This window comes from Pseudomonas veronii, assembly GCF_002028325.1.
GTDB lineage: Bacteria > Pseudomonadota > Gammaproteobacteria > Pseudomonadales > Pseudomonadaceae > Aquipseudomonas > Aquipseudomonas veronii.
Genome location: NZ_CP018420.1, coordinates 3072307 through 3095145, shown reverse-complemented (window position 1 = coordinate 3095145; position 22839 = coordinate 3072307). Strand labels below are relative to the sequence as shown.

At 60.0% G+C, this 22839-nt stretch carries 22 protein-coding genes and 1 pseudogene; 13 read left to right on the top strand and 10 right to left on the bottom strand.

Annotated elements, in window-relative coordinates:
* Positions 1-143 precede the first annotated feature (143 nt).
* A complete protein-coding gene (gene ligD, locus PverR02_RS14245) occupies positions 144-1649 on the top strand; it encodes a DNA ligase D (RefSeq protein WP_079443674.1) in 1506 nt (501 codons plus the stop codon).
* A gap of 18 nt (positions 1650-1667) precedes the next feature.
* Here the strand turns inward: ligD and lpxO are convergent, their stop codons facing one another.
* Positions 1668-2567: a lipid A hydroxylase LpxO gene (gene lpxO / locus PverR02_RS14240; protein ID WP_017847265.1), complete on the bottom strand. Its 900-nt coding sequence runs from the start codon at positions 2565-2567 to the stop codon at positions 1668-1670.
* Between the two features lie 259 nt (positions 2568-2826).
* Complete coding sequence (locus PverR02_RS14235) at positions 2827-4170, bottom strand: LPS O-antigen chain length determinant protein WzzB (RefSeq protein ID WP_046383228.1); 1344 nt, start codon at positions 4168-4170, stop codon at positions 2827-2829.
* Positions 4171-4556: 386 nt separating this feature from the next.
* On the opposite strand from PverR02_RS14235, the gene PverR02_RS14230 reads away from it, so the two are divergent.
* On the top strand, positions 4557-4943 hold the full coding sequence (locus tag PverR02_RS14230; RefSeq protein ID WP_079443673.1) for a TIGR03067 domain-containing protein: 387 nt from the start codon (positions 4557-4559) through the stop codon (positions 4941-4943).
* 135 nt (positions 4944-5078) lie between these two features.
* Here the strand turns inward: PverR02_RS14230 and PverR02_RS14225 are convergent, their stop codons facing one another.
* A complete protein-coding gene (locus PverR02_RS14225) occupies positions 5079-5891 on the bottom strand; it encodes a class I SAM-dependent methyltransferase (protein WP_079443672.1) in 813 nt (270 codons plus the stop codon).
* A gap of 192 nt (positions 5892-6083) precedes the next feature.
* Here PverR02_RS14225 and PverR02_RS14220 point away from each other — a divergent pair, with 192 nt between their 5' ends.
* A complete protein-coding gene (locus PverR02_RS14220) occupies positions 6084-6581 on the top strand; it encodes an FMN-dependent NADH-azoreductase (RefSeq protein WP_227778893.1) in 498 nt (165 codons plus the stop codon).
* 181 nt (positions 6582-6762) lie between these two features.
* Here PverR02_RS14220 and PverR02_RS14215 read toward each other — a convergent pair whose 3' ends face one another.
* Positions 6763-7134, bottom strand: a complete 372-nt coding sequence (locus tag PverR02_RS14215) for a DUF4156 domain-containing protein (RefSeq protein WP_199918374.1) — start codon at positions 7132-7134, stop codon at positions 6763-6765.
* A 234-nt stretch (positions 7135-7368) separates the two neighbouring features.
* Between PverR02_RS14215 and PverR02_RS32590 the strand changes: the two are divergent.
* From PverR02_RS32590 to PverR02_RS14200, 3 genes and pseudogenes are all read left to right on the top strand, one after another.
* Positions 7369-7673 (top strand): annotated as a pseudogene (locus tag PverR02_RS32590) (site-specific integrase); the annotation flags it as partial.
* A gap of 20 nt (positions 7674-7693) precedes the next feature.
* On the top strand, positions 7694-9280 hold the full coding sequence (locus tag PverR02_RS14205; RefSeq protein ID WP_026140064.1) for an ABC-F family ATPase: 1587 nt from the start codon (positions 7694-7696) through the stop codon (positions 9278-9280).
* Positions 9281-9436: 156 nt separating this feature from the next.
* Entirely contained in the window at positions 9437-10612 is a 1176-nt protein-coding gene (locus tag PverR02_RS14200; RefSeq protein ID WP_079443670.1) for an MFS transporter, read from the top strand.
* Here the strand turns inward: PverR02_RS14200 and PverR02_RS14195 are convergent.
* Positions 10606-11643 carry an alpha/beta hydrolase family protein gene (locus PverR02_RS14195; RefSeq protein ID WP_026140063.1) on the bottom strand — a complete coding sequence of 346 codons (1038 nt, stop codon included), beginning with the start codon at positions 11641-11643 and terminating at the stop codon, positions 10606-10608. The two genes, PverR02_RS14200 and PverR02_RS14195, sit on opposite strands and share 7 nt — an antisense overlap.
* Positions 11644-11872: 229 nt before the next feature.
* Positions 11873-12484, bottom strand: coding sequence for an FMN-dependent NADH-azoreductase (locus tag PverR02_RS14190; protein WP_079443669.1), 612 nt, complete (start codon positions 12482-12484; stop codon positions 11873-11875).
* Between the two features lie 124 nt (positions 12485-12608).
* Between PverR02_RS14190 and PverR02_RS14185 the strand changes: the two genes are divergently transcribed.
* Positions 12609-13517 (top strand): LysR substrate-binding domain-containing protein, encoded by a 909-nt coding sequence (locus PverR02_RS14185; RefSeq protein WP_017847256.1) that lies wholly within the window; start codon positions 12609-12611, stop codon positions 13515-13517.
* On the top strand, positions 13514-13870 hold the full coding sequence (locus PverR02_RS14180) for an MmcQ/YjbR family DNA-binding protein (protein ID WP_046383220.1): 357 nt from the start codon (positions 13514-13516) through the stop codon (positions 13868-13870). Before PverR02_RS14185 ends, PverR02_RS14180 begins: the two co-directional genes overlap by 4 nt.
* Here PverR02_RS14180 and PverR02_RS14175 read toward each other — a convergent pair.
* Together PverR02_RS14175 and PverR02_RS14170 are read right to left on the bottom strand one after the other, a co-directional pair.
* The gene (locus PverR02_RS14175; RefSeq protein ID WP_017847254.1) at positions 13859-14242 is read right to left on the bottom strand and encodes a DUF1294 domain-containing protein; all 384 of its coding nucleotides are present in this window, start codon (positions 14240-14242) and stop codon (positions 13859-13861) included. The two genes, PverR02_RS14180 and PverR02_RS14175, sit on opposite strands and share 12 nt — an antisense overlap.
* Positions 14239-15069, bottom strand: a complete 831-nt coding sequence (locus tag PverR02_RS14170; RefSeq protein ID WP_046383218.1) for an undecaprenyl-diphosphate phosphatase — start codon at positions 15067-15069, stop codon at positions 14239-14241. The genes PverR02_RS14175 and PverR02_RS14170 overlap by 4 nt, the downstream gene beginning before the upstream one ends.
* Positions 15070-15299: 230 nt before the next feature.
* On the opposite strand from PverR02_RS14170, the gene PverR02_RS14165 reads away from it, so the two are divergent.
* The 3 genes from PverR02_RS14165 to PverR02_RS14155 all read left to right on the top strand — a co-directional run bounded on the left by PverR02_RS14165 (position 15300) and on the right by PverR02_RS14155 (position 18123).
* Positions 15300-16934 carry a methyl-accepting chemotaxis protein gene (locus PverR02_RS14165; protein ID WP_079443668.1) on the top strand — a complete coding sequence of 545 codons (1635 nt, stop codon included), beginning with the start codon at positions 15300-15302 and terminating at the stop codon, positions 16932-16934.
* 107 nt (positions 16935-17041) lie between these two features.
* The gene (gene pnuC, locus PverR02_RS14160) at positions 17042-17608 is read left to right on the top strand and encodes a nicotinamide riboside transporter PnuC (protein ID WP_046383216.1); all 567 of its coding nucleotides are present in this window, start codon (positions 17042-17044) and stop codon (positions 17606-17608) included.
* A complete protein-coding gene (locus PverR02_RS14155; RefSeq protein ID WP_079445013.1) occupies positions 17605-18123 on the top strand; it encodes an AAA family ATPase in 519 nt (172 codons plus the stop codon). The genes pnuC and PverR02_RS14155 overlap by 4 nt, the downstream gene beginning before the upstream one ends.
* A gap of 109 nt (positions 18124-18232) precedes the next feature.
* Here the strand turns inward: PverR02_RS14155 and ggt are convergent, their stop codons facing one another.
* Positions 18233-19957 (bottom strand): gamma-glutamyltransferase, encoded by a 1725-nt coding sequence (gene ggt, locus PverR02_RS14150; RefSeq protein ID WP_017847249.1) that lies wholly within the window; start codon positions 19955-19957, stop codon positions 18233-18235.
* A gap of 180 nt (positions 19958-20137) precedes the next feature.
* Between ggt and PverR02_RS14145 the strand changes: the two genes are divergently transcribed.
* Together PverR02_RS14145 and PverR02_RS31830 are read left to right on the top strand one after the other, a co-directional pair.
* Positions 20138-21283 carry a MalY/PatB family protein gene (locus tag PverR02_RS14145; RefSeq protein WP_046383215.1) on the top strand — a complete coding sequence of 382 codons (1146 nt, stop codon included), beginning with the start codon at positions 20138-20140 and terminating at the stop codon, positions 21281-21283.
* 117 nt (positions 21284-21400) lie between these two features.
* Complete coding sequence (locus tag PverR02_RS31830; protein ID WP_152032010.1) at positions 21401-21721, top strand: hypothetical protein; 321 nt, start codon at positions 21401-21403, stop codon at positions 21719-21721.
* 618 nt (positions 21722-22339) lie between these two features.
* Here PverR02_RS31830 and PverR02_RS14140 read toward each other — a convergent pair.
* Positions 22340-22555 carry a TOBE domain-containing protein gene (locus PverR02_RS14140; RefSeq protein ID WP_003173733.1) on the bottom strand — a complete coding sequence of 72 codons (216 nt, stop codon included), beginning with the start codon at positions 22553-22555 and terminating at the stop codon, positions 22340-22342.
* Positions 22556-22839 lie beyond the last annotated feature (284 nt).

The following is a 22839-nucleotide window of genomic DNA, read 5'->3' as shown; positions in this document are numbered from 1 at the left end:
ACTAAATAGTTTCTCATCAGATGTAACACGTTCTGTCCGAGCATCCGCACACCGCAACTTCCACGCCCGCGATCGCACGGGTGCAAGGTGTGTAAAAAGCCAGCGAAAAGGCCTCTTGAGCCGACCAAGGTAGGGAGCACGATATGGCAAAGCCCCTGAGCGAATACAACCGCAAACGCGACTTCAAGATCACCGCCGAACCTTCCGGCGCCGCGTCGGGCGCGCAGCGCAATGCATCGGCGCTGACGTTCGTGATCCAGAAGCACGACGCACGCAATCTGCACTACGACTTGCGCCTTGAGCTCGATGGCGTGCTCAAGAGCTGGGCGGTGCCCAAGGGCCCCAGCCTCGACCCCAGCCAGAAACGCCTGGCGGTGCAAGTCGAAGACCACCCCTTGAGCTACGGCAGTTTCGAAGGCAGCATTCCGGCCGGCCAATACGGCGCCGGCGATGTGATCGTCTGGGACCGTGGCATTTGGCACCCCCACGACGATCCACAAACCGCCTACGCCGCCGGCAAACTGGAATTCACCCTGGCCGGCGAAAAACTCTCAGGCGATTGGGTCTTGGTACGCACCCACCTCAAAGGCAGCGGCGACAAGGAACGGTGGCTGCTGATCAAGGAAAACGACCGGCACGCCCGCCCGACCAGCGACTACGACATCACCGAAGCCCAGCCGCAAAGCGTGCTCAGCGGTGCCTGCGTGGCGAACGCCAGGCCCACGCCCGCGCCGCAAAAGACCGCCGCGTCGGTCACCCTCGCCGGTGTGCAGATCACCCATGCCGAGCGCGTCATCGATCTCGCCAGCGGCACCCGCAAGCTGCAACTGGCGCAGTTTTACCAGAGCATCAGCGAATGGCTGCTGCCCTTCCTGCGTCACCGCCCCGTTTCCTTGCTGAGGGCGCCGGAGGGCATCGACGGCGAGCAGTTTTTCCAGAAGCACTCGGAGCACCTGGCGATTCCCCATATCAAGCAACTGGACCAGCGCCTGGACCCTGACCATGCGCGCCTGATGCAGATCGACAGCCTCGCCGGCCTGATCGGTGCGGTGCAGATGGGTACCGTCGAACTGCACACCTGGGGTGCCACCTCGGACAAGATCGAAACCCCGGACCTGTTCGTCCTCGACCTCGACCCCGATCCGGCCTTGCCGTGGAAAGCCATGCTGGAGGCGGCGCAGTTGACCTTGTCGGTGCTCGACGAGTTGGGCCTGCAAGCCTTCGTCAAGACCAGCGGCGGCAAAGGCCTGCACCTGATGATCCCGCTGGCGCGCCGCGATGATTGGGCCACCGTGAAAGCCTTCGCCAAAGCGATCGCCCAGTTCATGACCCAACGCCTGCCGGAACGCTTCACCGCCACCTCCGGGCTGAAGAATCGACAGGGCAAGATCTTCATCGATTACCTGCGTAACGCGCGCGGTGCCAGTACGGTGGCGGCCTATTCAGTGCGCGCACGCCCCGGCCTGCCGGTGTCGGTGCCGGTCAGTCGCGAGGAGTTGAAGGGGTTGCGCGGTGCCCAGCAGTGGACGGTCGCCAACCTGCAACAGCGGTTGCAGGGTTTGAAGGGCGACCCGTGGGCGGGTTATGCCAACAGGCAGAGGCTCAGCAAACAGATGTGGGATACGTTGGGCGCGACGCCACCGCAGTGAGTCGCGCCACGTCGAGATTCAGATCAGGATGAAGATCAGCGCAAGCACCGCGAAGATCGCCCACTTTTCCAGGTAGTAGCGCGTGCGGTTACGCTTCTTGAGTTCCTTGCCGCGCAGGCGGATTTTGTACAAGCGGCTAAACGCACGGTTCAGGCCGCCGGTCTTGTCGCCCGCGTCGTTCGGCGCGCCGGCGGCGGCCATCACCGTGCGGCTGAACCAGCGGTTGAACGCGGCCGCCCAGCGGTACTTCATCGGCCGCTCGACGTCACAGAACAGAATGATGCGGTTCTTCTGGGTGGCGTTTTCTGCGTAGTGGATATAGGTCTCGTCGAACATCACCGGTTCGCCGTCGCGCCAGGAGTAGTTCTCGCCGTCCACATTGATGTAGCACCCCGGATCGTTGGGGGTATCCAGGCCCAAGTGGTAGCGATAGGAACCGGCGTAAGGGTCGCGGTGGCGCACCAGCTTGGAGCCCGGCGGCAACTCGGCGAACATCGCGGCCTTGACCGAGCCGATGCTCTGCAGCAACTCGGTGGTGCGCGGGCACAGCTTCATCGCCGAGGGGTGGCTGTCGCCATACCATTTCAGGTAGAAGCGCTTCCAACCCGACTTGAAGAACGAGTTGAAACCAACGTCGTCGTATTGGTCCGAACGCTTGATCGCGCCCGCCTGCATCAGGGTATGGGCTTCCTGGCGGATTTCTTCCCAATGCTCCTGCAGTGGGCTCAGGTCCGGGAAGTCGCTGGGTGAGAGATACGGTCGGCTGGGTAGCTTGGAGAACAAGTAGAGAAAGCAGTTGATCGGCGCCAGGAACGTAGAGTGATCGCTGAGCTGGCGTCTCAGTTTATGCCGCACCCGGCCACGCAGGTGGACATACGCAATAGAGGCAACGTAGAGGAAAACAATAATGAGTTTCAATGGATTTCGTCACAAGTCAGGAGAAAACAGGCTGCTCCTGCGGGCCCACGACGGCCGAGGTTGGATAGCAGCACATGAAATCACAATTCACATATAGGCGGCACGACCGGCGGATAGCCCTTCGGTTCATAACCATCGCCCGATATTTAGCCACAATTTGTAACTAAAGGTTAACTAAGAATTGTGAAAAGCTGTCCACTGATTGTAATTGGAGGGGGCACGGGGGCTTGTCATGGGACAAGCCCTTGCGCATTAAACGTTACGGCAGCGGCTGATCATCCTTGCGCTCACGCCGGGAAAAGCGCCCGTCTTCCAAGCTCGAATAAGGCACGGTTTCGCGCCGGGTCAGCACAAAATGGCGGACCAGTGCGACGAACAAGCCGAGGATCAACCCCGCGACCAGGCTCAAGGCGATCACCAGGGCTTTTTTCGGTTTGATCGGCGCCAGTGGCTCCTGGGCGCGGCGGTCGACGGTGACCAGCTTGAGGTTGCTCATGTCGATGTTGAGGTTACGCAAGCGCGCAACTTCAGCACGAAGCGGTTCAACATCCTGCAGGAAGATGTCTTCATTCCCACGCTTGCGCAGCACTTCAACCTCACGGTTGACCTCCAGCAGTTGCAACTCCTTGCCGATCTCGGCGACGCGAGGGTTGGTAAAGTCGTCGCTGGTCCGCTGTTGTAGCGCAACGCGCTCGGCCTCCAGGGCCTCGGTGCCGAGGAAGTAAAGCGGGATCTTCTGGTTGTTGACCTCGGTACGCATCACCTGGCTCGAACCGCCTCGTGCGGCATCCGCCATGGACGATGGCGTGGTCGGCGTTTTGATACCCATGGACTTGGCGATGGCAATGGCTTCCGACAGCTCTGCCAGGCGGTTGGTACGCTCCATTTTCATCTGCAGGCGCAGGGCACTGAGTTCATCTTGCAACTGGGCGCGCTTGAGTCGGTCATCTTCCAACAGCTTGGCGATCTTCGATTCCTTATCGGTATCGTAGTTGGCGCGCGCAGCGTCGATCTTGCCTTTGAGTTCATTCAGGCGGTTGTTGACGATCACCTTGAGGTCCGCACCGACTTGTTCGCGCTCCGCCGCAATGGCGTAGTCGACAAAGCCGTTCAGAATCGCCACACCGTCCACATCGTTCGGGTACTGCAACTCCAGGCGGATATAACTGCTCAACGAGTCTGACTTTTTCGGGTCCGGCAGAATCAAGTTGACCGAGTTGCGGTTGAAGTCTTCAAAACTCTGCTCCAGGCTTTGCCCAGGCTTCTGGAACGCAGTGAACAATTGCTCATGGGATCTGAAAAAGCCCAGCCTCGCCTCATAAGAGTCCAACTGCGCGCCCACCTTCGACAACGCATCGGCCGGTGGCAACTTGTAGACTTCGGAACGGTTCAATGCATCCAGTTCATTGATCGCCGCCGGGCGCAAGACACTGCTGACCTCATATGTCCGCGGCGCCAGGAAGGCATAACCGACGCCGAGCACGCCCGCCAGAATCGTACACCCCACTACCAGTTTTTTTTGCTGCCAAATCGAGTGAAACAGTTCAAGCAGGTCGATTTCATCTGAAGAGCTAGAAACAGTATGCGGGGAAGTTCGATTCAAAATGAAAGCACCTTAAAAATGATACTAAACGGCCACCACCGTCAAAAACCTGAATACCCCAGTAAAGAATCAGGGACAACGCCCTGAAGCCCACAGAGCAGGCTAACCAATCGCTATCTGACCACTCAGTCAGCCGAAAAATCCCACGCTATTAAAGTTTGTTTCCCTTCATTCAAGCGATCATTGCCACTGGCGTTCATCAAGTAGGAATATTCTTGTCACAAGAGTAGTCAAAAGTTTGTTAAATAGCTGCTCTCACTCGAAAAAATCGCGATAAAAGCCTGATAACACGAAGCTTCCTACAGATAAACCTGTATATACCCGGCTTTTTCTGACCGTTCGGTCGCGCTATTCAGTGCTATGCGCCTCAACAAAAAGGAATTTGTATGACATCCATTTCCGACTCGGACTACCAAGCCCTACAGGGCACATGGCAGCAGGTCTCGCTCGAAGACAGCGGCGTGCTCAACCCACCCGACGCCCACAGCGCCCCCGGTGCAATCACCACCATTACCGACGACCACTTTGAAGTGCTCACCGTTGATGGCAAACGACTACTGGCCGGCCGATTCTTCCTGGACAGCACCACCCATCCCAAAAGCATCACCTGGATCGATGCCATGGGGGATGACGCGGGCAAGCTGCTGCCGGCCAGCTACCGCCTGGAAGGAGACGAGTTCGTATTCATCGCGGCGGATGAAGGCATGCCGCGACCGTGTGTATTCAGCACCGGCCCCGGGCAGACAATGCGTACATTCGTGCGTCGATCCTGAGCCCCGCGCCCATCTGAACTTGCGACAGGATTTTCACAAGGCATTCACCTTCCGGTCTATAGGGTGAAGCCTACCTACTCCAGTGAATCCCTTAGCCCGCCTCCCCCGGCGGGCTTTTTTTACGCGCAAAACAGCTCAGGGCAGGCGCTTGGTCGCCGTCAGGGTAAAACACAGCGGCAACTGGGCCGCCTGATCCTCGTACTGGTCGTAGAGTTCTTCGCGATTTGAATGCGGGTACTCTTGCAGATGAGCGATCTGCAACCGCGCCGCAATCGCTGCGCTGACCACACTGCCCAGCGTGTGTACAAACCAGTAGGACGTCGGCCCCGCGACTGCGCTCTGCCCTTCATAGACGATCGACTCTTGCAGCACAAAAGGCTCACGCTGGAAGTACGAACTGGCAGGCAGCAGCGGATTGGCTGCCAGCGGGTCGAACACTTCCAGGAACGGGTGGGTTTCGTACATCACCAGAGTGCCGCCGGGCTTCAGCGTTGTGGCGACCTGGCGCATGAACCGCGCCACATCCGGCATCCAGCCCAATACGCCGATGGTCACCAGGGCGATATCGAAGCGTGCGTGCAAGCGCTCGGGCAAATGGTGGATATCGGTTTCGATGAGTTCCGGGCTGTAGGGTGAGAGCGCCGCGAGTTCCCGAGCCTGATCGAGAAAGGCACGGGATTGGTCCACGCCGACGACCGTGCGTGCGCCCAGGCCGAATAACGACAAGCTTTCGCGGCCGTTATTGCAACACAGCTGCACCACGTCTTTGCCGGCAACACCGACATCTTGCAACAAGGCGGTGAGAGTCGGGTCCAGGCACGAAAAATCCGGTTCGGCGACCGAGGCCAGCAGCGTCCTCCAGGTATCCGTGTCTTTGTGCAGCCGGGCGGATTCGTCCCAGGCGTCCTTGTTACTGGCAATCGCCTGTTGGGCTGAGGGCATGTCCATTGCGTCTCCAGAAAGTCGGTTACAGTGAGCTACGGAAAATAAGCCAATTGCCTGTCAGATGAAACCCTCGCCTGCGGCCGAACTTATCTCCCGGCCCAGGTCACCAAACCGCCGACCTCGGTCATCTTCGTACCCTCACAGGCACAGACGACGGGTCAGGTCATTCAACAACCATCGGCCTGCGTTGCCTAAATACGGGATCTAACGGACACCCCGCTGACCTTCATGACAGCCCCCTGGTTACAGGCTTACTTCACCCCCGCCCCCCAACATTCGCCTGAAATGAAAGCGGTGTTGCAACTATCCGATGAACTTACGGCCGAGTTGCTGGAAACCGATCACTTGGTTATTTCAACACCCGTCTACAACTATAACGTCCCTGCGGCACTCAAGGCCTGGGTCGATCATGTGGTGCGTAAAGGCCTGACCCTGGGCGTTGATGGCAAAGGACTGGTGACCGGTAAAAAAGCAACAGTGCTGCTCGCCTCGGGAGGTGTATATACCGACGACTCGCCGATTAAAGACCGTGACATTGCGACCCACTATTTGAAACTGATCCTGAACGTCCTGGGTATCACTGACATAACCTTTATCGCGGCCGGCGGCGCTAAAACCGTAGATCTCGGAGAACTCAGCATGCACGACTTTCTAGAGACATTTGATCATCAAATTCAAAAGTCGCTGGTTTAGCCAGCCATACGACTCTGTTCTATCGACTACGCGTGGTTAAACGTGGATTCACTTATGCGGCAGCAATTGAGCGATCCGCATTTCGTCCAGCCAACAAGTTGCGGTTCCGACTGGAGCTTTTATCCGACCGATAATTACTGATCTCCCTCAACTTAGGCGTGGCAACCGACCAGGCTCACCGTCAAGGGCAGCGATAAACGTTTCCTGAAAGGGTTACGTTGGTTTGCTCCAATCGCTTGTCCGAACCGGTTTGGCCCGCTCGCTCAGTGAGCAGATAAACCCGATTGCCCCCCATCGCTGCGGCTTTATTTTTCAGATCGTTACGGGCTCCAGTTTCCAGGTTCGCGTTCCCAGTGATGCTGCCAAACAGAAAGTCGCCCTGACTACCCGTAACATCTCCCAAGAACTGGCACTCGGCGCCAGGTTCGTTATGAGTGACGCGCACGGTGTTGGCGGCGGGCCCCACTATCGCCGTCGGTGCGCAACCGATCAGTCCAAGCAACACAGTGGACAAACTGACACTAATGAGGATACGAGGGAGATGCATGGACATGGTTCCTGTCTTACCAAAATGACATTGCCCTTTTGGATAACCTGCCAGGGCTTTAAGCCTGTGCAGTATCAAGTTTTGCTGGAACAGGAACTGTATTAATAAGTAATTTTTGCGTGTGAATCTGTAAACAATCGCTGTACGAACGGAGCCCCAGCCCTACCCTCACGGCGCCCTCCCCCTCAAATACGCGAAGCGCACGGATATCTGCTTGGACGGTGCGTGAAACGCCGTTGGCTTTTCCCGCCATCGACGCACTCGCAGAGCGTGAAGCAGACGACCGACCTGCACCGTAGTGGGTTCCAACACCGAAAGCATTGAACATCCGTCGTCGACCGCCATACAACTGTCGTCACACCTATGCGACAATATGCAGTATGTCTGGCATGAACCCCGCCTTCATTTCCCAGCAGCTCGGCCATCGTGCGCAGATGCTGCTCTCGACTTATGCGCGTTGGATCAACCCAAGCTCGGACTGGAGCGAATCGGAAGAGCTCCAGATTGGTCCCAAATTGGTCCCAGCTCAAATAAGCGCACCCTAAGCTATTGATAGGTAAAGTAATTGATCTCCACAGCTAACATCACCATGCAGTTCGGCGCCAAGCCGCTCTTCGAGAATGTCTCGGTCAAATTCGGCGCCGGTAACCGTTATGGTTTGATCGGTGCCAACGGTTGCGGCAAGTCGACCTTCATGAAAATCCTCGGTGGCGACCTGGACCCGTCCGGTGGCCAGGTCATGCTGGAACCGAATGTGCGCCTGGGTAAACTGCGCCAGGACCAGTTCGCCTACGAAGAATTCACCGTGCTCGACACCGTGATCATGGGTCACGAAGAACTGTGGAAGGTCAAGGCCGAGCGCGATCGTATCTACTCGCTGCCGGAAATGAGCGAAGACGACGGCATGGCCGTGGCCGAGCTGGAAACCGAGTTCGCCGAGATGGACGGCTACACCGCCGAATCCCGCGCCGGTGAACTGCTGCTGGGCCTGGGTATTCCCCTGGAACAGCACTTCGGCCCGATGAGCGAAGTGTCCCCCGGCTGGAAACTGCGCGTATTGCTGGCCCAGGCGCTGTTCTCCGACCCTGAAGTGCTGTTGCTCGACGAACCGACCAACCACTTGGACATCAACACCATCCGCTGGCTGGAAAACATCCTGACCCAGCGCTCCAGCCTGATGATCATCATCTCTCACGACCGTCACTTCCTGAACAGCGTATGTACCCACATGGCTGACCTGGACTACGGCGAGTTGCGCCTGTTCCCGGGCAACTACGACGAGTACATGACCGTGGCGACCCAGTCCCGCGAGCAACTGCTGTCGGACAACGCCAAGAAAAAAGCGCAGATCTCCGAACTGCAATCCTTCGTCAGCCGCTTCTCGGCCAACGCCTCGAAAGCCAAGCAGGCCACTTCCCGTGCCAAGGCGATCGACAAGATCCAGCTGGCCGAGGTCAAGCCTTCGAGCCGTGTGAGCCCGTTCATCCGTTTCGAACAAACCAAAAAGCTGCACCGCCAGGCGGTCATCGTCGATCGCATGGCCAAAGGCTTCGACGGCAAGCCGCTGTTCAAGGACTTCAGCTTTCAGGTTGAAGCCGGCGAGCGCGTGGCGATCATCGGCCCGAACGGTATCGGCAAGACCACCCTGCTGCGTACCCTGGTCAACGAACTGACCCCGGATGCCGGCAGCATCAAGTGGACCGACGCCGCCGAACTGGGCTACTACGCCCAGGACCACGCCCACGACTTCGAAGACGACATGAGCCTGTTCGACTGGATGGGCCAGTGGACACAGGGCGAGCAAGTGATCCGCGGCACCCTGGGGCGCATGCTGTTTTCCAACGACGAGATCCTCAAGTCGGTCAAGGTCATCTCCGGTGGCGAACAAGGCCGCATGCTGTTCGGCAAGCTGATCCTGCAAAAGCCCAACGTGCTGATCATGGACGAACCGACCAACCACTTGGACATGGAATCCATCGAAGCGCTGAACCTGGCGCTGGAAAACTACCCGGGCACGCTGATCTTCGTCAGCCACGACCGTGAGTTCGTATCGTCCCTGGCCACCCGCATCATCGAGTTGAGCGCCAACGGCGTGATCGACTTCAGCGGCACCTATGATGACTACCTGCGCAGCCAAGGCGTGGTCTTCTAAGCACTGCGATCAGCTGTTAGCGACAAGAAAAAGCCCCGTCCACTGCGACGGGGCTTTTTTGTATCTGTCGGCCAGCCGGGTTGATAGTTAGGGTGCTTTCTTTTCCCCCGAGCCCTTGCGATGATGCCCTCACCGCCCGCCCGCGAACGAGTGCTCATGTCTGCCGCCGCCCCGAGTTCACTGTCGATCACCCTGCAGATCGTCTCCATCGTCTTCTACACCTTTATTGCCTTTATCTGCATCGGCCTGCCGATCGCGGTGATCCCAGGCTACGTACACGAGCAACTGGGTTTCAGTGCGGTGGTGGCCGGGCTGACAATCGGTTCGCAATACCTCGCCACCCTGCTCAGCCGCCCCATGGCCGGGCGGATGTCCGATAGCGTGGGCACCAAACGTGCAATCGTGCTCGGCCTGGGCGGCATCCTGGCCAGCGGCGGGCTGACGCTGCTGGCAACACTGCTGCAAAGCCTGCCGCTGTTGAGCCTGGGCATCCTGATCGTCGCTCGTTTGTTGCTCGGCGTGGCCCAGGGCCTGATTGGCGTGGGCACCATCAGTTGGTGCATGGGCAAGGTCGGCGCCGAGCATACGGGGCGCTCGATTTCCTGGAACGGCATTGCGTCCTACGGCGCCATCGCGATTGGCGCGCCGCTGGGCGTGGTAATGGTCGCCGAATACGGCTACAACAGCCTTGGCATCGCCCTGTCGGTGCTGGCGGCGCTGGGCCTGGTGCTGATCCGCAATAAACCGTCAGTGCCGGTGGTCCGCGGCGAGCGCCTGCCGTTCTGGGCGGTGTTCGGGCGTATCGCCCCGTTTGGCGCCAGCCTGTGCCTGGCGTCCATCGGCTACGGCACCCTGACCACCTTTATCACCCTGTACTACCTCAATCGCGGCTGGGCAGGCGCGGCCTATTGCTTGACGGTATTTGGCGTGTGTTTCATCGTTTCGCGCCTGGTGTTTATCTCGGCCATCAGCCGCTTTGGCGGCTTCCGCGCGGCGATTGGGTGCATGATCATCGAGACCCTGGGCCTGACGCTGTTGTGGCTCGCGCCGTCTACCTGCGTGGCATTGATCGGTGCAGGGCTGACTGGCTTCGGCTTGTCGCTGGTGTACCCGGCGCTGGGCGTGGAAGCGATCAAGCAGGTGCCCAACAGCAGCCGTGGCGCGGGGCTGAGTGCCTACGCCGTGTTTTTCGACCTGGCCCTGGCGATTGCCGGGCCCTTGATGGGGGCGGTGGCGTTGAACCTCGGCTACGGCTGGATCTTCTTCTGCGCCGCACTGCTGTCGCTCAGCGCCTTGGGCGTGACCGTGCTGCTCAAACGTCGCGCTTACTGATCCGCCGTCTGCAGGCCGGCACGGGTGGATCGCCCGAGGGTGTGAGCGAAAAAGCGCCCGGCTTCGGAGGTCAGATCGCGGTGAATGCCTTCGCGGTCGACGCCATCGGCATCGGTGCAGATCGCCGGCATCAGCGCCAGTTGATCGCTGTCGCAGGGCGCCATGAACACGAAATGCCCGGCCCCGGCCAGCAATTTGAAGTCCGGCGGTTCGGGCAGCTTGCGCGCCAGGGCGGCGGCATTCTTGTCCACCGCCACCAGCTTGTCGCCATCACCGCTATAGAGCAGCACCGGCACGTGGACGTCGGCCAGGGTGTGGCGACCGAACATCAAGCTCAGCGGCGCCATCAACATCAACGCGTGAATACGTGGGTCGGCTTGTGGCTGCAGGTCATCACGGTCCACCACCAGCTCGCCTTTGGTGGTGCAGGCGTCGCGGTCTTCCGGACGCTCCTGGCAATAGCGGCGCAGGCGGTCGAAATCGGGCTTGGCGCCCGCCAGGATCAACGCGGTTTCGCCACCGGCCGAGTAGCCGATGACACCCACTTGGTCGACGTTGACGAACGGTGACAGCATCGGGTCGCCCAGGGTCGCGGTGATCGCTTCGGAAATCTGGATCGGCCGCCCATACAGGTTGCTCAACGTGCCCAGGCGGCTGTGATCCTTGTAGTTGTCGCCGGGGTGCAGCACCGCCACGACTACAAAGCCCTTGCGCGCCAGGGAGGTCGCCAGGTCATGCAGGGCCAGCGGCGTCCCTGTGTTGCCGTGGGACAGCATCAGCATCGGGAAACGGCCGATAGCGATCTTCGAATCTTCCGTGGCGGCCACGTGATACCCACCCACCCGGGTGGTGTGCTCAACGTCGGTGGACGGATAGAACGCGATGGCATTCATCGGCTGCAGATCCAGCGGGTCGAGAAAACTCATGCGGTGGAAGCCCACACTCCAATGCGGGTGCGGTGCAGGCGCGGCGTGCACTGAAACCAGGCCGCCAAGCAGGGAAAGAACCAAAACAGCACAAAGACGCATCATGAGGATGTCCACCTTTGCTGCGCGATAACCGGCATGTCTATTCAAGATGTCCATGGTTCAAGGTACTCGCACCGAGTGATAAACCCATGCGTGCATAACCTGGGCCAAAGTAAAAACAGCGGGCCAACGAAAAAACTCCGTACTCCGGTCGCGTTCAGGCGAGCAGAATACAGAGTTTAGGCGCCCGGCTTCAGATTGAAACCGAGCAACAGCGAAATTTACACAAGCCTTACGCGGCGACGAACAATTGTTCGTTGATGACAGCGTTGGCGTCGCTCAGGGACTTGCTGCGGAACTCATCGCCATACGCCAGGCCCTGGGCGCGGACGAATTCGATGTCGGTGATGCCGAGGAAGCCCAGCATGACTTTCAAGTATTCCTCGTGGGCCACGCCGGTTGCCTGGCCAACATGCAGGCCGCCGGACGTGGAGACGATGATGACTTTCTTGTTGCCGCACAGGCCTTCCGGGCCGGCTTCGGTGTAGCGGAAGGTCTGGCCGGCCACTGCAATGCGGTCGATCCAGGCCTTGAGCTGGGACGGGATGGTGAAGTTGTACATCGGCGCGCCCAGCACCACGGCGTCGGCGGCGAGGAACTCAGCCAGGGTCGACGCGCTGAGGTCGGCTTCGTGCTGCTGCGCGGCGTCGCGCAGTTCGGCCGGCGTACCCAGCGCAGCCAGGGTGGCGCCGGAGAAGTGGTTGATAGCTTCGCTGGCCAGGTCACGGTAAGTCACTTCCACACCCGGCTCGGCCGCTTGCCAGGCCTTGACCACGCCGGCACTGAGCTGGCGCGAAGCCGAGTTGTCGCCGAGGATGCTGGAATCGATGTGCAACAGTTTCATGGGTAAGCTCCAAATAAGATCAGCGGTGCGAATCAGATGGTGTTAAGCCTACGCATGAAACCAATAGCCGATAAGGTAGTTGAAATGCGATAGTTCGTCCTACTGACAGGACAATAGGCCGAGCATGCAAGACCTCAATGACCTCTACTATTTCGCCAAAGTCGTGGAAGCCGGCGGCTTCGCGGCGGCCGGGCGCCTGCTGGGGATTCCCAAGTCACGCCTGTCGCGGCGGATCGCCGAGCTGGAAGAACGCCTTGGCGCGCGTCTGCTGCAGCGCACCACCCGGCAACTGACCCTGACCGCCGTCGGCGAGCGTTACCTGCGCCATTGCCAGGCGATGCTGCTGGAAGCGGAAATGGCCGACGAGGCCGTGGCCAGCATGTCCAGCGAACCCCGCGGGCGGCTGCGGGTCAGTTGCCCGGTGGGCATGGCCCAGCACATCCTGCCAGAGCTGGTCGCCGGGTTTCTCGCCGCCCACCCCCAGGTGCAGCTGGAAATGACCCTGGTCAACCGCCGCGTCGACCTGGTGGCCGAAGGCATTGACGTAGCGCTGCGTGTGCGCGAGCTCGGCGATGAAGACCCGCTGCTGGTCACCAAGCGCCTGCGCCAGGCCCAGACGCTGCTGGTCGCCAGCCCGGACTTCATGCGCGGCCGACAGGTCGACAACCTCGACGACCTCAAGCAATTGCCGGTGCTCGGCGCCCTGGAAGCCGACCGCATGGTCCACCTGCGCCTGCTCGACCCCCAAGGCAACGCCGAAGACCTGGTGATGGAAGCCCGCCTGGGCATCGATGATTTCATCGTGCGCAAAGCCAGCGCACTCAAGGGCCTGGGCTTCACCGTGCTGCCGATGATGTATTGCGAAGAGGAACTGGCCAGCGGCCAACTGGTGCAACTGCTGCCGCAATGGTCGCTGCCGGGGGGCTGGTTGCAGGCCGTGTACCCGCATCGCCGTGGCGTGCTGCCGGCGATTCGCGCGTGGATCGATTATCTGGAAGAAGGCTTTAAAAGCTGTGGAGACCGCCTGTTATGAGCATGACCGAAGAACAAGTCGCGCACTTCTGCCTGAGCCTGCCCGGCGCGCGGGAAGACTATAAATGGGGTGGCGTGCGAGTGTTTTCGATTGCCGGCAACAAGATGTTCGCCTTGCAGAACCTGCGGGGTGACTCGTTGGCGTTCAAGGTCGACAAGGAACTGTTCCTCGGCCATGTGGACCGCCCGGGCATCCACCCGGCGCCGTACCTGGCGCGCGCGCAGTGGATCATCATGAACACGCCCTACCCGCTGGGCACCGAGGAGTTGCGTGGCCTGTTGCAGCGCTCTCACCAGTTGGTGGTGAGCAAGTTGCCCAAGCGCACGCAGGTCGGGTTGTTGCTAGAGGACTGACCCCAGCGTGCCGCTGAGGAACAACTGGTCAAGCCAGAACACCTGATGCAACAGCACGATTGCCCAGAACAGCACCTGATACGAGACCTTGCGCGTCTTGTGCCGGAACACCTGCTGGGCAATCAGCGCCCCCGGCCATCCGCCCGCCAGCTCGACGGCGTGCAGGATGTTTTCGGGAATGCGCCGAGCGTCGGTGCGCGCCTTGTGCTTGTCGCTCCAGTACAGCAAAAACGCGATCACGCTGACCACGCCATAGGCCGCCAGCGGCAGCACGGTCTCGCCGCGATGCCACACCAATACCGAGCCCAATAACGGCGCCGCGCACAACAGCGCAAAGATCAGCGCCTTCAGGCGTGGGTGCTGAATCATCATGCCTTGGCCGCGGACCAATCGATCCAGCCAAACTGCCAGGTCGCCAGGATCAGCAAGCCGAATGCAATCCGATACCAGGCAAATGCCGCATAGCTATGGCTGGCGATGAACTTGAGCAGGCCCTTGACCGCAATCATCGCGAAGATGAACGAGGTGACAAACCCGATGGCGAACACCGGCAGGTCAGCCGGCTGGAACAGGTCGCGGTACTTGTAGCCCGAATACACCGCCGCACCGACCATGGTCGGCATGGCCAGAAAGAACGAAAACTCGGTGGCGGTCTTGCGCGACAGGCCGAACAGCAGGCCGCCGATAATGGTCGAGCCCGAGCGCGAGGTGCCCGGGATCATCGCCAAGCACTGGGCAAAACCGACCTTGAGCGCGTCCTTCCAGCTGATCTCATCGACGCTCTCGGCATGCACTTCATGCTCGCGCCGCTCGGCCCACAACATCACGATGCCGCCCACCACCAACGCCGTGGCGACGGTGATCGGGTTGAACAGGTAATGGTGAATCAGGTCGGCGAAAATCACCCCCAGCACCACGGCCGGCAGGAATGCGATCAGCAGGTTGACGGTAAAGCGCTGCGCATTGCGCTGGGTCGGCAAACCGGTCACCACGTCGAGGATCTTGCGGCGAAACTCCCAGACCACCGCCAGAATCGCACCGAGCTGAATGATGATGTTGAACGCCATGGCGCGTTCGCCACCAAAGTCGAGCAAATCGGCGACGATAATCTGGTGGCCGGTACTGGAGATCGGCAAAAACTCCGTCAGCCCTTCTACCACGCCGAGTATCAACGCCTGTGCGGCGGTCCACAAATCCATACGTCCCCCAAAGGTCTTGTTCTAAGACAAGCCTCGTTAGTCTTTTTAATGGTTCACTGACGACGAGCGCACAAAAAGGCCCGGTGCTGATAATCAACGCCGGTCTGCAAAAATTCCGTGAAAAATCAGGCAGTACTCAGGTTTTTCGATTTCAGGCCGAAAGCCTATCAGACAAGGCGTAAAAGTCGATGCAGCGCCGACAATTATAAAAAGCACGGAGTGACAGGACGATGAACAGTTTACGCAATATGTCGATCAGCCGCCGTCTCTGGTTGATCCTGGTAGTTGCCGTGTTGATGCTGTTGGCCCTGGGTTTGCTGATGCTCAAACAGATCCATGACGACCTCTATGAAGCCAAAAGCCTGCAGACCCGACACGTCGTACAGACCGCCAGTGGAATCCTGACGTTTTATCACAGCCTCGAAACCAGCGGCGTCATGCCCCGTGAAGCGGCACAAAAACAAGCCCTGAGCGCGGTGCGCGGCCTGCGCTATAACAAAGACGAATATTTCTGGATCAACGACCTGACGCCGGTGATGATCATGCACCCGGCCAACCCCAAGCTCGATGGCCAGAACCTCTCGTCGATTCGCGACCCGGACGGCTTTGCAATATTCAACGAGTTCGTGAGCCTGGCCAAGGCCAAGGGTGCCGGTATCGTCAATTACCGCTGGCCGAAGCCGGGTGCCGATACGCCGATAGAAAAAACCTCGTATATCCAGTTGTTCGAACCGTGGGGCTGGATCATCGGCTCCGGCGTGTATGTGGATGACGTGCAAGCCGAATTCAACGCGCAAGTGTGGAAAGCCTCGGGTGTCGGCCTGGGCATCGCCGTGGTCATGGCCCTGCTGGTCTCGTTGATTGTGCGCAGCATCGTGCGCCCGCTGCAGGCCGCCGTGAATGCCATGGCCAATATCGCCAGCGGCGAGAGCGACCTGACGCGCAGCCTCGACACCCATGGCCGTGACGAAGTCACTCAACTGTCCCAGCACTTCAACAGCTTCACCGCCAAGCTGCGCCACGTCGTCGGCCAGTTGCAGATGTGCGCCAATGCGCTGGGCCAGTCCTCCACTGAGCTGGGCAACAACGCCAGCCAGGCCCACGACCGCAGCCAGCAACAGTCGCAACAGATGGAACTGGTGGCCACCGCGGTCAATGAAGTCACCTACGGCGTGCAGGACGTGGCCAAGAATGCCGAGCACGCCGCCAGCGAAATGCGCGATGCCCAGGCCCAGGCCGAGCAAGGCCAAGTGAACATCGACAGCAGCTTGCAGCAGATCGACCAACTGTCCACCACCATCAGCCAGGCCGTGGAAGTGATTCGCACCCTGTCGAGCGAAAGCACGCAGATCGGTGGCGTGCTCGAAGTGATCCGCTCCATCGCTGACCAGACCAACCTGCTCGCCCTCAACGCCGCCATCGAAGCCGCGCGTGCCGGTGAGCAAGGCCGCGGGTTTGCGGTGGTGGCGGACGAAGTGCGGCTGCTGGCCCAACGCACGCAGAAATCCACTGCTGAAATCCAGGTCATGATCGAGCGTCTGCAAGGTCACTCGGAAGCGGCCGTCAAGGTCATCAGCGACAGCCACAGCGCGTCGCAACTGACCATCGAACAGGCCGGCCAGGCCGGGGCCAGCCTCACCGCCATCGGCCAGGCCCTGCGCAACCTCAATGGCCTGAATGCCTCGATCGCCAGCGCCACCCTGCAACAGGCCCACGTGGTCGAGGACATCAACCAGAACGTGACCCAGGCCGCCGGGTTGTCCCACAACACGGCAGTGGCGGCCGAACAGTCCAGCGTGGCCAGCGCACACTTGCGCGGGTTGAGCGAGCAGCTCGACGGCCTGCTGCGTCAATTCAAAGTCTGACGCCACTCAAACTGTGGGAGGGGGCAAGCTCCCTCCCACATTTGCCTTCCTGTGTTTTGAAGATTGGTTACAATCCCCGCCCTTTCCCTCTCTCCCAAGGAACCACCATGTCCGGGCTTGAACTGTTCGCCGCCGCGCTGGGGGTGATCGCTGTCTGGCTGACGGTCAAACAAAACCCCTGGTGCTGGCCCATCGGTCTGGTGATGGTGCTGCTCTACACCTGGGTGTTCTACGACGTGAAACTCTATTCCGACATGCTGTTGCAGGTGGTCTACGCCGCTTTGCAAGTCTATGGCTGGTGGCAGTGGACCCGACGCGCCGGGGACATCAAGCCAGGTCGCCAAGTCACCAGCCTGGGCTGGTCCGCGATCCTTACCAGCCTGGCTATCGGCGCGGTCGGCAGCCTGTTGCTCGGCGCCGCCATGGCTCACTGGACCGACGCCGCCCAACCCTGGCTCGACGCCGCCCTCACCGGTTTCAGCCTGGTGGCGCAGATGTGGATGGCGCAAAAGCGCGTGCAGTGCTGGCCATTGTGGATTGCCGTGGATGTGATTTTCGTCGGGTTGTTCCTCTATAAAGGCCTCTACCTCACCGCCGCGCTCTATGCGCTGTTCACCGCGATCGCCGTGCAAGGCTGGCGCGAATGGCGCGCCGACCCGGCGTTGCGCGCATGAAGGTGGTGGTCCTGGCCGGCCCCGAATCCAGCGGTAAAAGCTGGTTGGCCGCGCAGTTGCAAACGCAGTTCGGCGGGCTGATGGTGGGCGAGTACGTGCGGCACTTCATCGACCACCATCAGCGCGACACCACGCTGGCCGACATCCCGGCCATCGCCCGCGGACAACTGGCCTGGGAAGATACCGCCCGCGCCGAGCGCCCTGCGCTGCTGATCCTCGACACGCACCTGCTGACCAACAGGCTCTGGAGCCAGACCCTGTTCGGCGACTATCCGACATGGCTTGACGACGAACTGCTGGCCCGCCACTACGACCTGCACCTGCTGCTGTCCCCCGACGACGTGGAATGGACCGCCGACGGCCAGCGTTGCCAGCCGGAACTGGCCGACCGCCAGGCGTTTTTCCAGCACAGCCTGGATTGGATGCAGCAACATCGACAGGCCCTGGTGGTGATCAGGGGAAATTGGGAAGAACGCCGCGCCAAAGCCTTCGCAGCCGTCAAACAGATACTGTAGGAGCGAGCTTGCTCGCGAAAAACGCAAGAACACCGCGTTAATCCAGAATGCCCGCGTTATCGTTGACGCTCTTCGCGAGCAAGCTCGCTCCTACAGTGAGTGGCAGCGCTTAGTAGCCCAGGGACAGGCCGGTATTGCGACGCGGGTCGTTGGCCCCATAGAAACGGTTGTTGCCGACCGGCTTGCCGTCCAGGGATGGCGCGCCCACCAGGATCGCCGCCAAGTGGTTGGCATCCTGTGGCCCGGCAAACTTGTGACCCCAGCTCTCAAGGATCTTCTGCGTATCCGGGCTGACCGCGAAGGTCTCGAGGTTGGTGGTGTCCGGCATCCACTGCTGGTGGAAACGCGGCGCGTCCACGGCCTCTTGAATGTTCATTTTGTAATCGATGACGTTGAGAATCGTCAGCAAGGTCGCGGTAATGATGCGACTGCCGCCCGGCGTGCCGACCACCATCACCGCCTTGCCATCCTTGGTCACAATGGTCGGGCTCATCGACGACAGCGGCGCCTTGCCTGGTGCGATGGCGTTGGCTTCACCCTGGACCAGGCCGTACATGTTCGGCACGCCGACCTTGACGGTGAAATCGTCCATTTCATCGTTGAGGATCACCCCGGTCTTGCTCGCCATCACGCCGGCACCGAACCAGTCATTGAGGGTGTAGGTCACCGAGACCGCGTTGCCCCACTTGTCGACGATGGAATAGTGGGTGGTGTTGTTGCCTTCATGGGGCGCTACGCCCGGTTTGATCGCCTGGGAATCGCCGGCCTTGTTCGGCTCGATGGCGTCCCGCAGTTTCGTCGCGTAGTTTTTGTCCAGCAGGTGTTCGATCGGGTTCTTGACGAAGTCCGGATCGCCGAGGTAGCTGTTGCGGTCCACATACGCGTGGCGCATGGCTTCGATCTGGTAATGCAGGCCCTGGGCCGAGTGGTAGCCCAGGTCGGCCATCGGGTAGCCTTCAAGGATGTTCATGATCTGGCAGATCACCACGCCACCGGAGCTCGGCGGCGGTGCCGAGACCACGTGGTAGCCCCGGTAGTCGCATTCGATGGGCGCCAGTTCACGGGTCTTGTATTTGTCGAGGTCGGCCTGGGTGATGATGCCCTTGCCGGCCTGGCTGGAATCCACCAACGCCTTGGCGACCCAGCCTTTATAGAAACCGTCGCTGCCCTTGGCGGAGATTTCCTTGAGGGTCTTGGCCAGGTCTTTCTGCACCAGCTTCTGGCCGACCTGCAACGGCTGGCCGTTGTGCAGGAAGATTGCGCGCAGGTCCTTGTCTTTTTCGAACTCGCCGGTGGCGGTGTGCAGCAGGTCGATATCACCCTGCTCCAGCGCGAAGCCGTTTTCCGCCAGCTTGATCGCCGGGGCAATCACCTGGGCGCGCTTGAGGGTGCCGTATTTGCTCAGGGCCAGCTCCATGCCGGACACGGTGCCGGGGACGCCGACGGCCAGGTGGCCCTTGGCGCTCAGGCCTTCGACGACGTTGCCGGCCTTGTCCAGGTACATATCGGCGGTGGCGGCCAGCGGGGCTTTTTCGCGGAAGTCGAGGAAGGTCTTGCGCCCGTCGGCCAGTTGCACGGTCATGAAGCCGCCGCCGCCCAGGTTACCCGCCGCCGGGTACACCACTGCCAACGCGTAGCCCACGGCCACGGCGGCATCCACCGCGTTGCCGCCGGCCTTGAGTACATCCACACCGACATGCGTGGCCAGATGCTGGGCCGTTACCACCATGCCATTTTCACCGGCCACCGGGGCCTGGGAGGCGGCTTGCACACCGCTGACCGTCAATACCAGCGCAGTGGCAATCAAAGTACGGCTGAAGGGTTGGTATTTCATCCTTGGCTACTCGGGTGATTGAGATGCACCAAAATAGCCCGACTTGGATGCAATCCCCAGCGCAGTGGCGTTTTTATGACAGAACCTGTCGGTCACGGAACGATTCAGCGCTGGCCTCGACGGCCAATGGCGCTAGAATCGGCGCCATTCTTCACCTGACTCTCCGACACGAGCCTCCCCATGAGCTTTGATTTCGACACGATCCACCCCCGCCTCGGCACCGGCAGCACCAAGTGGAACCGTTACCCGCCCGACGTGTTGCCGATGTGGATCGCCGACATGGACATCGCCGCGCCACCCGCCGTGCTTCAAGCCCTGCACCAGCGCCTCGACCAGCAGATTCTCGGCTACAGCGTGGCCGGCCCGGACGTGCGCGCGGCCATCGTTGCCGACCTGTGGGCCAAATACGCCTGGCGCGTGCAGCCGGACGAATTGCTGTTTCTGCCTGGGGTAGAACCCGGTTTCAATATGGCGCTGCATGCCTTCGTGCAGCCCGGCCAAGCGGTGGTGCTGCAAACCCCCAACTATCGGCCGATTCGCCTGGCGCCCGGAAACTGGAACCTGCCGCGCATCGAAGTGCCGTTCAAGCTGGTCAACGCGCAGTACATCACGCCGATGCCGCTGCTGCGCCAGGCGCTGACAGGGGCCGGCGCATTATTGCTGAGCAACCCGCACAACCCGGTGGGCAAAGTCTTCCCCCGCGAAGAACTGCTCGCAGTGGCCAATGCCTGCCTGGAACAGGGCGCGCTGATCATCAGCGATGAAATCCACGCCGAGCTGTGCTTCGACGGCCGTCGCCACATCCCCACCGCCAGCCTCAGCCCGGAAATCGCCCAGCGCACCATCACGCTGATGTCCGCGAGCAAGGCCTACAACGTGGCCGGCCTGAAGACCTGTTTTGCCGTAGTGCAAAACGCCGAGATGCGCGAGCGCTTCAACCAGGCGCGTTGCGGCATGGTCGACAGCGTCAGCCCCCTGGGCCTGGAAGCCACCCGCGCGGCCTACAGCCAATGCAGCGACTGGCTCGAGGCGTTGCTGCAGTACCTGCAGGCCAACCGCGACTACCTGCTCGACGCGGTAAAAACCCGCCTGCCCGGCGTGGTCATGCATGCGCCTCAAGGCACCTTTCTGGCGTGGCTGGATTGCAGCGCCCTGGGCCTGGACGACCCGCAGCAGTTCTTCCTGGAACAGGCCAAGGTCGGTTTGAGCGCGGGGATCGAATTCGGCGATGACTGCCAGCAGTTCGTGCGCCTGAACTTCGGCTGCCCGCGGGCGTTGCTGGAAGAGGGTCTGCAGCGGATGGAACGCAGCTTGCTCACCCGTTAAAACTGACTGGCCCCTTCCCGGGGCCAGTCGTTCGATGGTGTTGGCCCACCCTTGGGCGTGCGTCAGGTTTGAGGGTTACCAGTTTCAACCTTCACGCTGCTCACCTGCACAGTCCGGATGGATGAGCCCGCTTGGCGTGGCGCATTTATCACCATAGTCACACCGTCGTTGGTGATGAACATTGGTCGTGCCCGATCATCCTCCGTATCGCTGGAAAAGGCATTATTGAAGACAAGTGCGCGGCTATTCCACGGCATATCGCCGCTCGTATCAACGGATAAATCACCGGTGGGCGAAACACGCCAGCCAGAGTTGACCGTTGAGCGTGAACATATGGTTCTCATCATCACCCTGGATAAAACTTTGCAGTCGTTCAACCGTAGTCACATTGGAAAAAGATTGGAAATGCGCGATTTTCTTCACCCCTTCCGTATTTGATTCCTGGGTTTTTATCGAGATCGTATTCGTCTTGAAGTTAACGACGTGCCCCGCGTATCGCGGCTACTTTGTCCGCTCCATCTTCTTTATAGGGGGTCGTTAGTATGATATTATCGACTTAACCTCCCTGTATAGATGAATGCCTTGATCGGAAAACACTTGCAAAGCAAAAAGCATTCAACTGTCAGACTTATCTGCTTACCGTCATTATCGTTTGATAACAATATATTTCGACTGAACGCCTGAAACTCAAACACTAAAGAATACGCGCGACCAATGCCCTTGCCCCCTTCCACCCAAGATCGGTACGCAGCTCCATACGCGGCTCAAAAACAGCGCCAACAGTAAGAAGGTCGAAACCCACAACGACACTCCCAAACTGTTTGACTACCGGCAGCGCCCCCTTACTTAGTTCCAGGCATTTATCTTATTTTATGCCCTGCACCAACGCTCATAAAAACCATGCACCCTTTGAATACTCCGACAGGCTCAACTCAGCCAGGACTTCGAGTCCCTCTGCGGCGTCGTTGCCAGCCAGAACGCCGGCGACCAGAGCCTCGGCGTCAACAGCGCCGCCATCGCCGGCAAGCGGGCGCCTACAGTGAATTACGCAAGTCTTTAGAGTTTGGCGATGGAAACTTCAGTCGATTTCACAAAGGCAATCACTTCACTGCCCACCTTCAACTCCAGGTCACGCACCGAGCGCGTGGTGATCACTGAAGTAACGATGCCGGACGCGGTCTGCACGTCGATTTCCGACACCACTTCCCCCAGCAGAATCTCCTTGATCACGCCCTTGAACTGATTACGCACGTTGATCGCTTTAATGGTCATGTCGGCTTTCCTTCTGGCTGTTAGGTCGATCTGCACGAATGTGCAGAGCCTCAAAGTGCGCCACCCACAAAAACATTAAAAGGAATATATAACTATTTATTTATTCCATACGGGTATATAAAGGCTGTTTCACCGCCAACAGTCGATCAACAGCTTGCCCTCCCCGCTACAGCTTTCTCCGCTCGAAACCACGTAAACATGCGTGGGCCGGCCTTGCAACCACGCGAAGCCGTCAGCCTGCTGGGCCCCAGTGTCTGAAACCTTCCGTCGAAACGAAACAAAAC

Coding starts and splice junctions, on each gene's coding strand:
- PverR02_RS31830 (WP_152032010.1), top strand. CDS start 21,401: ATGGATGAGCCCGCTTGGCGTGGCGCATTTATCACCATAGTCACACCG.
- PverR02_RS14170 (WP_046383218.1), bottom strand. CDS start 15,069: ATGGATTTGTGGACCGCCGCACAGGCGTTGATACTCGGCGTGGTAGAA.
- ggt (WP_017847249.1), bottom strand. CDS start 19,957: ATGAAATACCAACCCTTCAGCCGTACTTTGATTGCCACTGCGCTGGTA.
- PverR02_RS14215 (WP_199918374.1), bottom strand. CDS start 7,134: ATGTCCATGCATCTCCCTCGTATCCTCATTAGTGTCAGTTTGTCCACT.
- PverR02_RS14190 (WP_079443669.1), bottom strand. CDS start 12,484: ATGAAACTGTTGCACATCGATTCCAGCATCCTCGGCGACAACTCGGCT.
- PverR02_RS14180 (WP_046383220.1), top strand. CDS start 13,514: ATGAGCATGACCGAAGAACAAGTCGCGCACTTCTGCCTGAGCCTGCCC.
- ligD (WP_079443674.1), top strand. CDS start 144: ATGGCAAAGCCCCTGAGCGAATACAACCGCAAACGCGACTTCAAGATC.
- PverR02_RS14155 (WP_079445013.1), top strand. CDS start 17,605: ATGAAGGTGGTGGTCCTGGCCGGCCCCGAATCCAGCGGTAAAAGCTGG.
- PverR02_RS14185 (WP_017847256.1), top strand. CDS start 12,609: ATGCAAGACCTCAATGACCTCTACTATTTCGCCAAAGTCGTGGAAGCC.
- pnuC (WP_046383216.1), top strand. CDS start 17,042: ATGTCCGGGCTTGAACTGTTCGCCGCCGCGCTGGGGGTGATCGCTGTC.
- PverR02_RS14145 (WP_046383215.1), top strand. CDS start 20,138: ATGAGCTTTGATTTCGACACGATCCACCCCCGCCTCGGCACCGGCAGC.
- PverR02_RS14175 (WP_017847254.1), bottom strand. CDS start 14,242: ATGATGATTCAGCACCCACGCCTGAAGGCGCTGATCTTTGCGCTGTTG.
- PverR02_RS14140 (WP_003173733.1), bottom strand. CDS start 22,555: ATGACCATTAAAGCGATCAACGTGCGTAATCAGTTCAAGGGCGTGATC.
- PverR02_RS14195 (WP_026140063.1), bottom strand. CDS start 11,643: ATGATGCGTCTTTGTGCTGTTTTGGTTCTTTCCCTGCTTGGCGGCCTG.
- PverR02_RS14200 (WP_079443670.1), top strand. CDS start 9,437: ATGTCTGCCGCCGCCCCGAGTTCACTGTCGATCACCCTGCAGATCGTC.
- PverR02_RS14165 (WP_079443668.1), top strand. CDS start 15,300: ATGAACAGTTTACGCAATATGTCGATCAGCCGCCGTCTCTGGTTGATC.
- PverR02_RS14230 (WP_079443673.1), top strand. CDS start 4,557: ATGACATCCATTTCCGACTCGGACTACCAAGCCCTACAGGGCACATGG.
- PverR02_RS14225 (WP_079443672.1), bottom strand. CDS start 5,891: ATGGACATGCCCTCAGCCCAACAGGCGATTGCCAGTAACAAGGACGCC.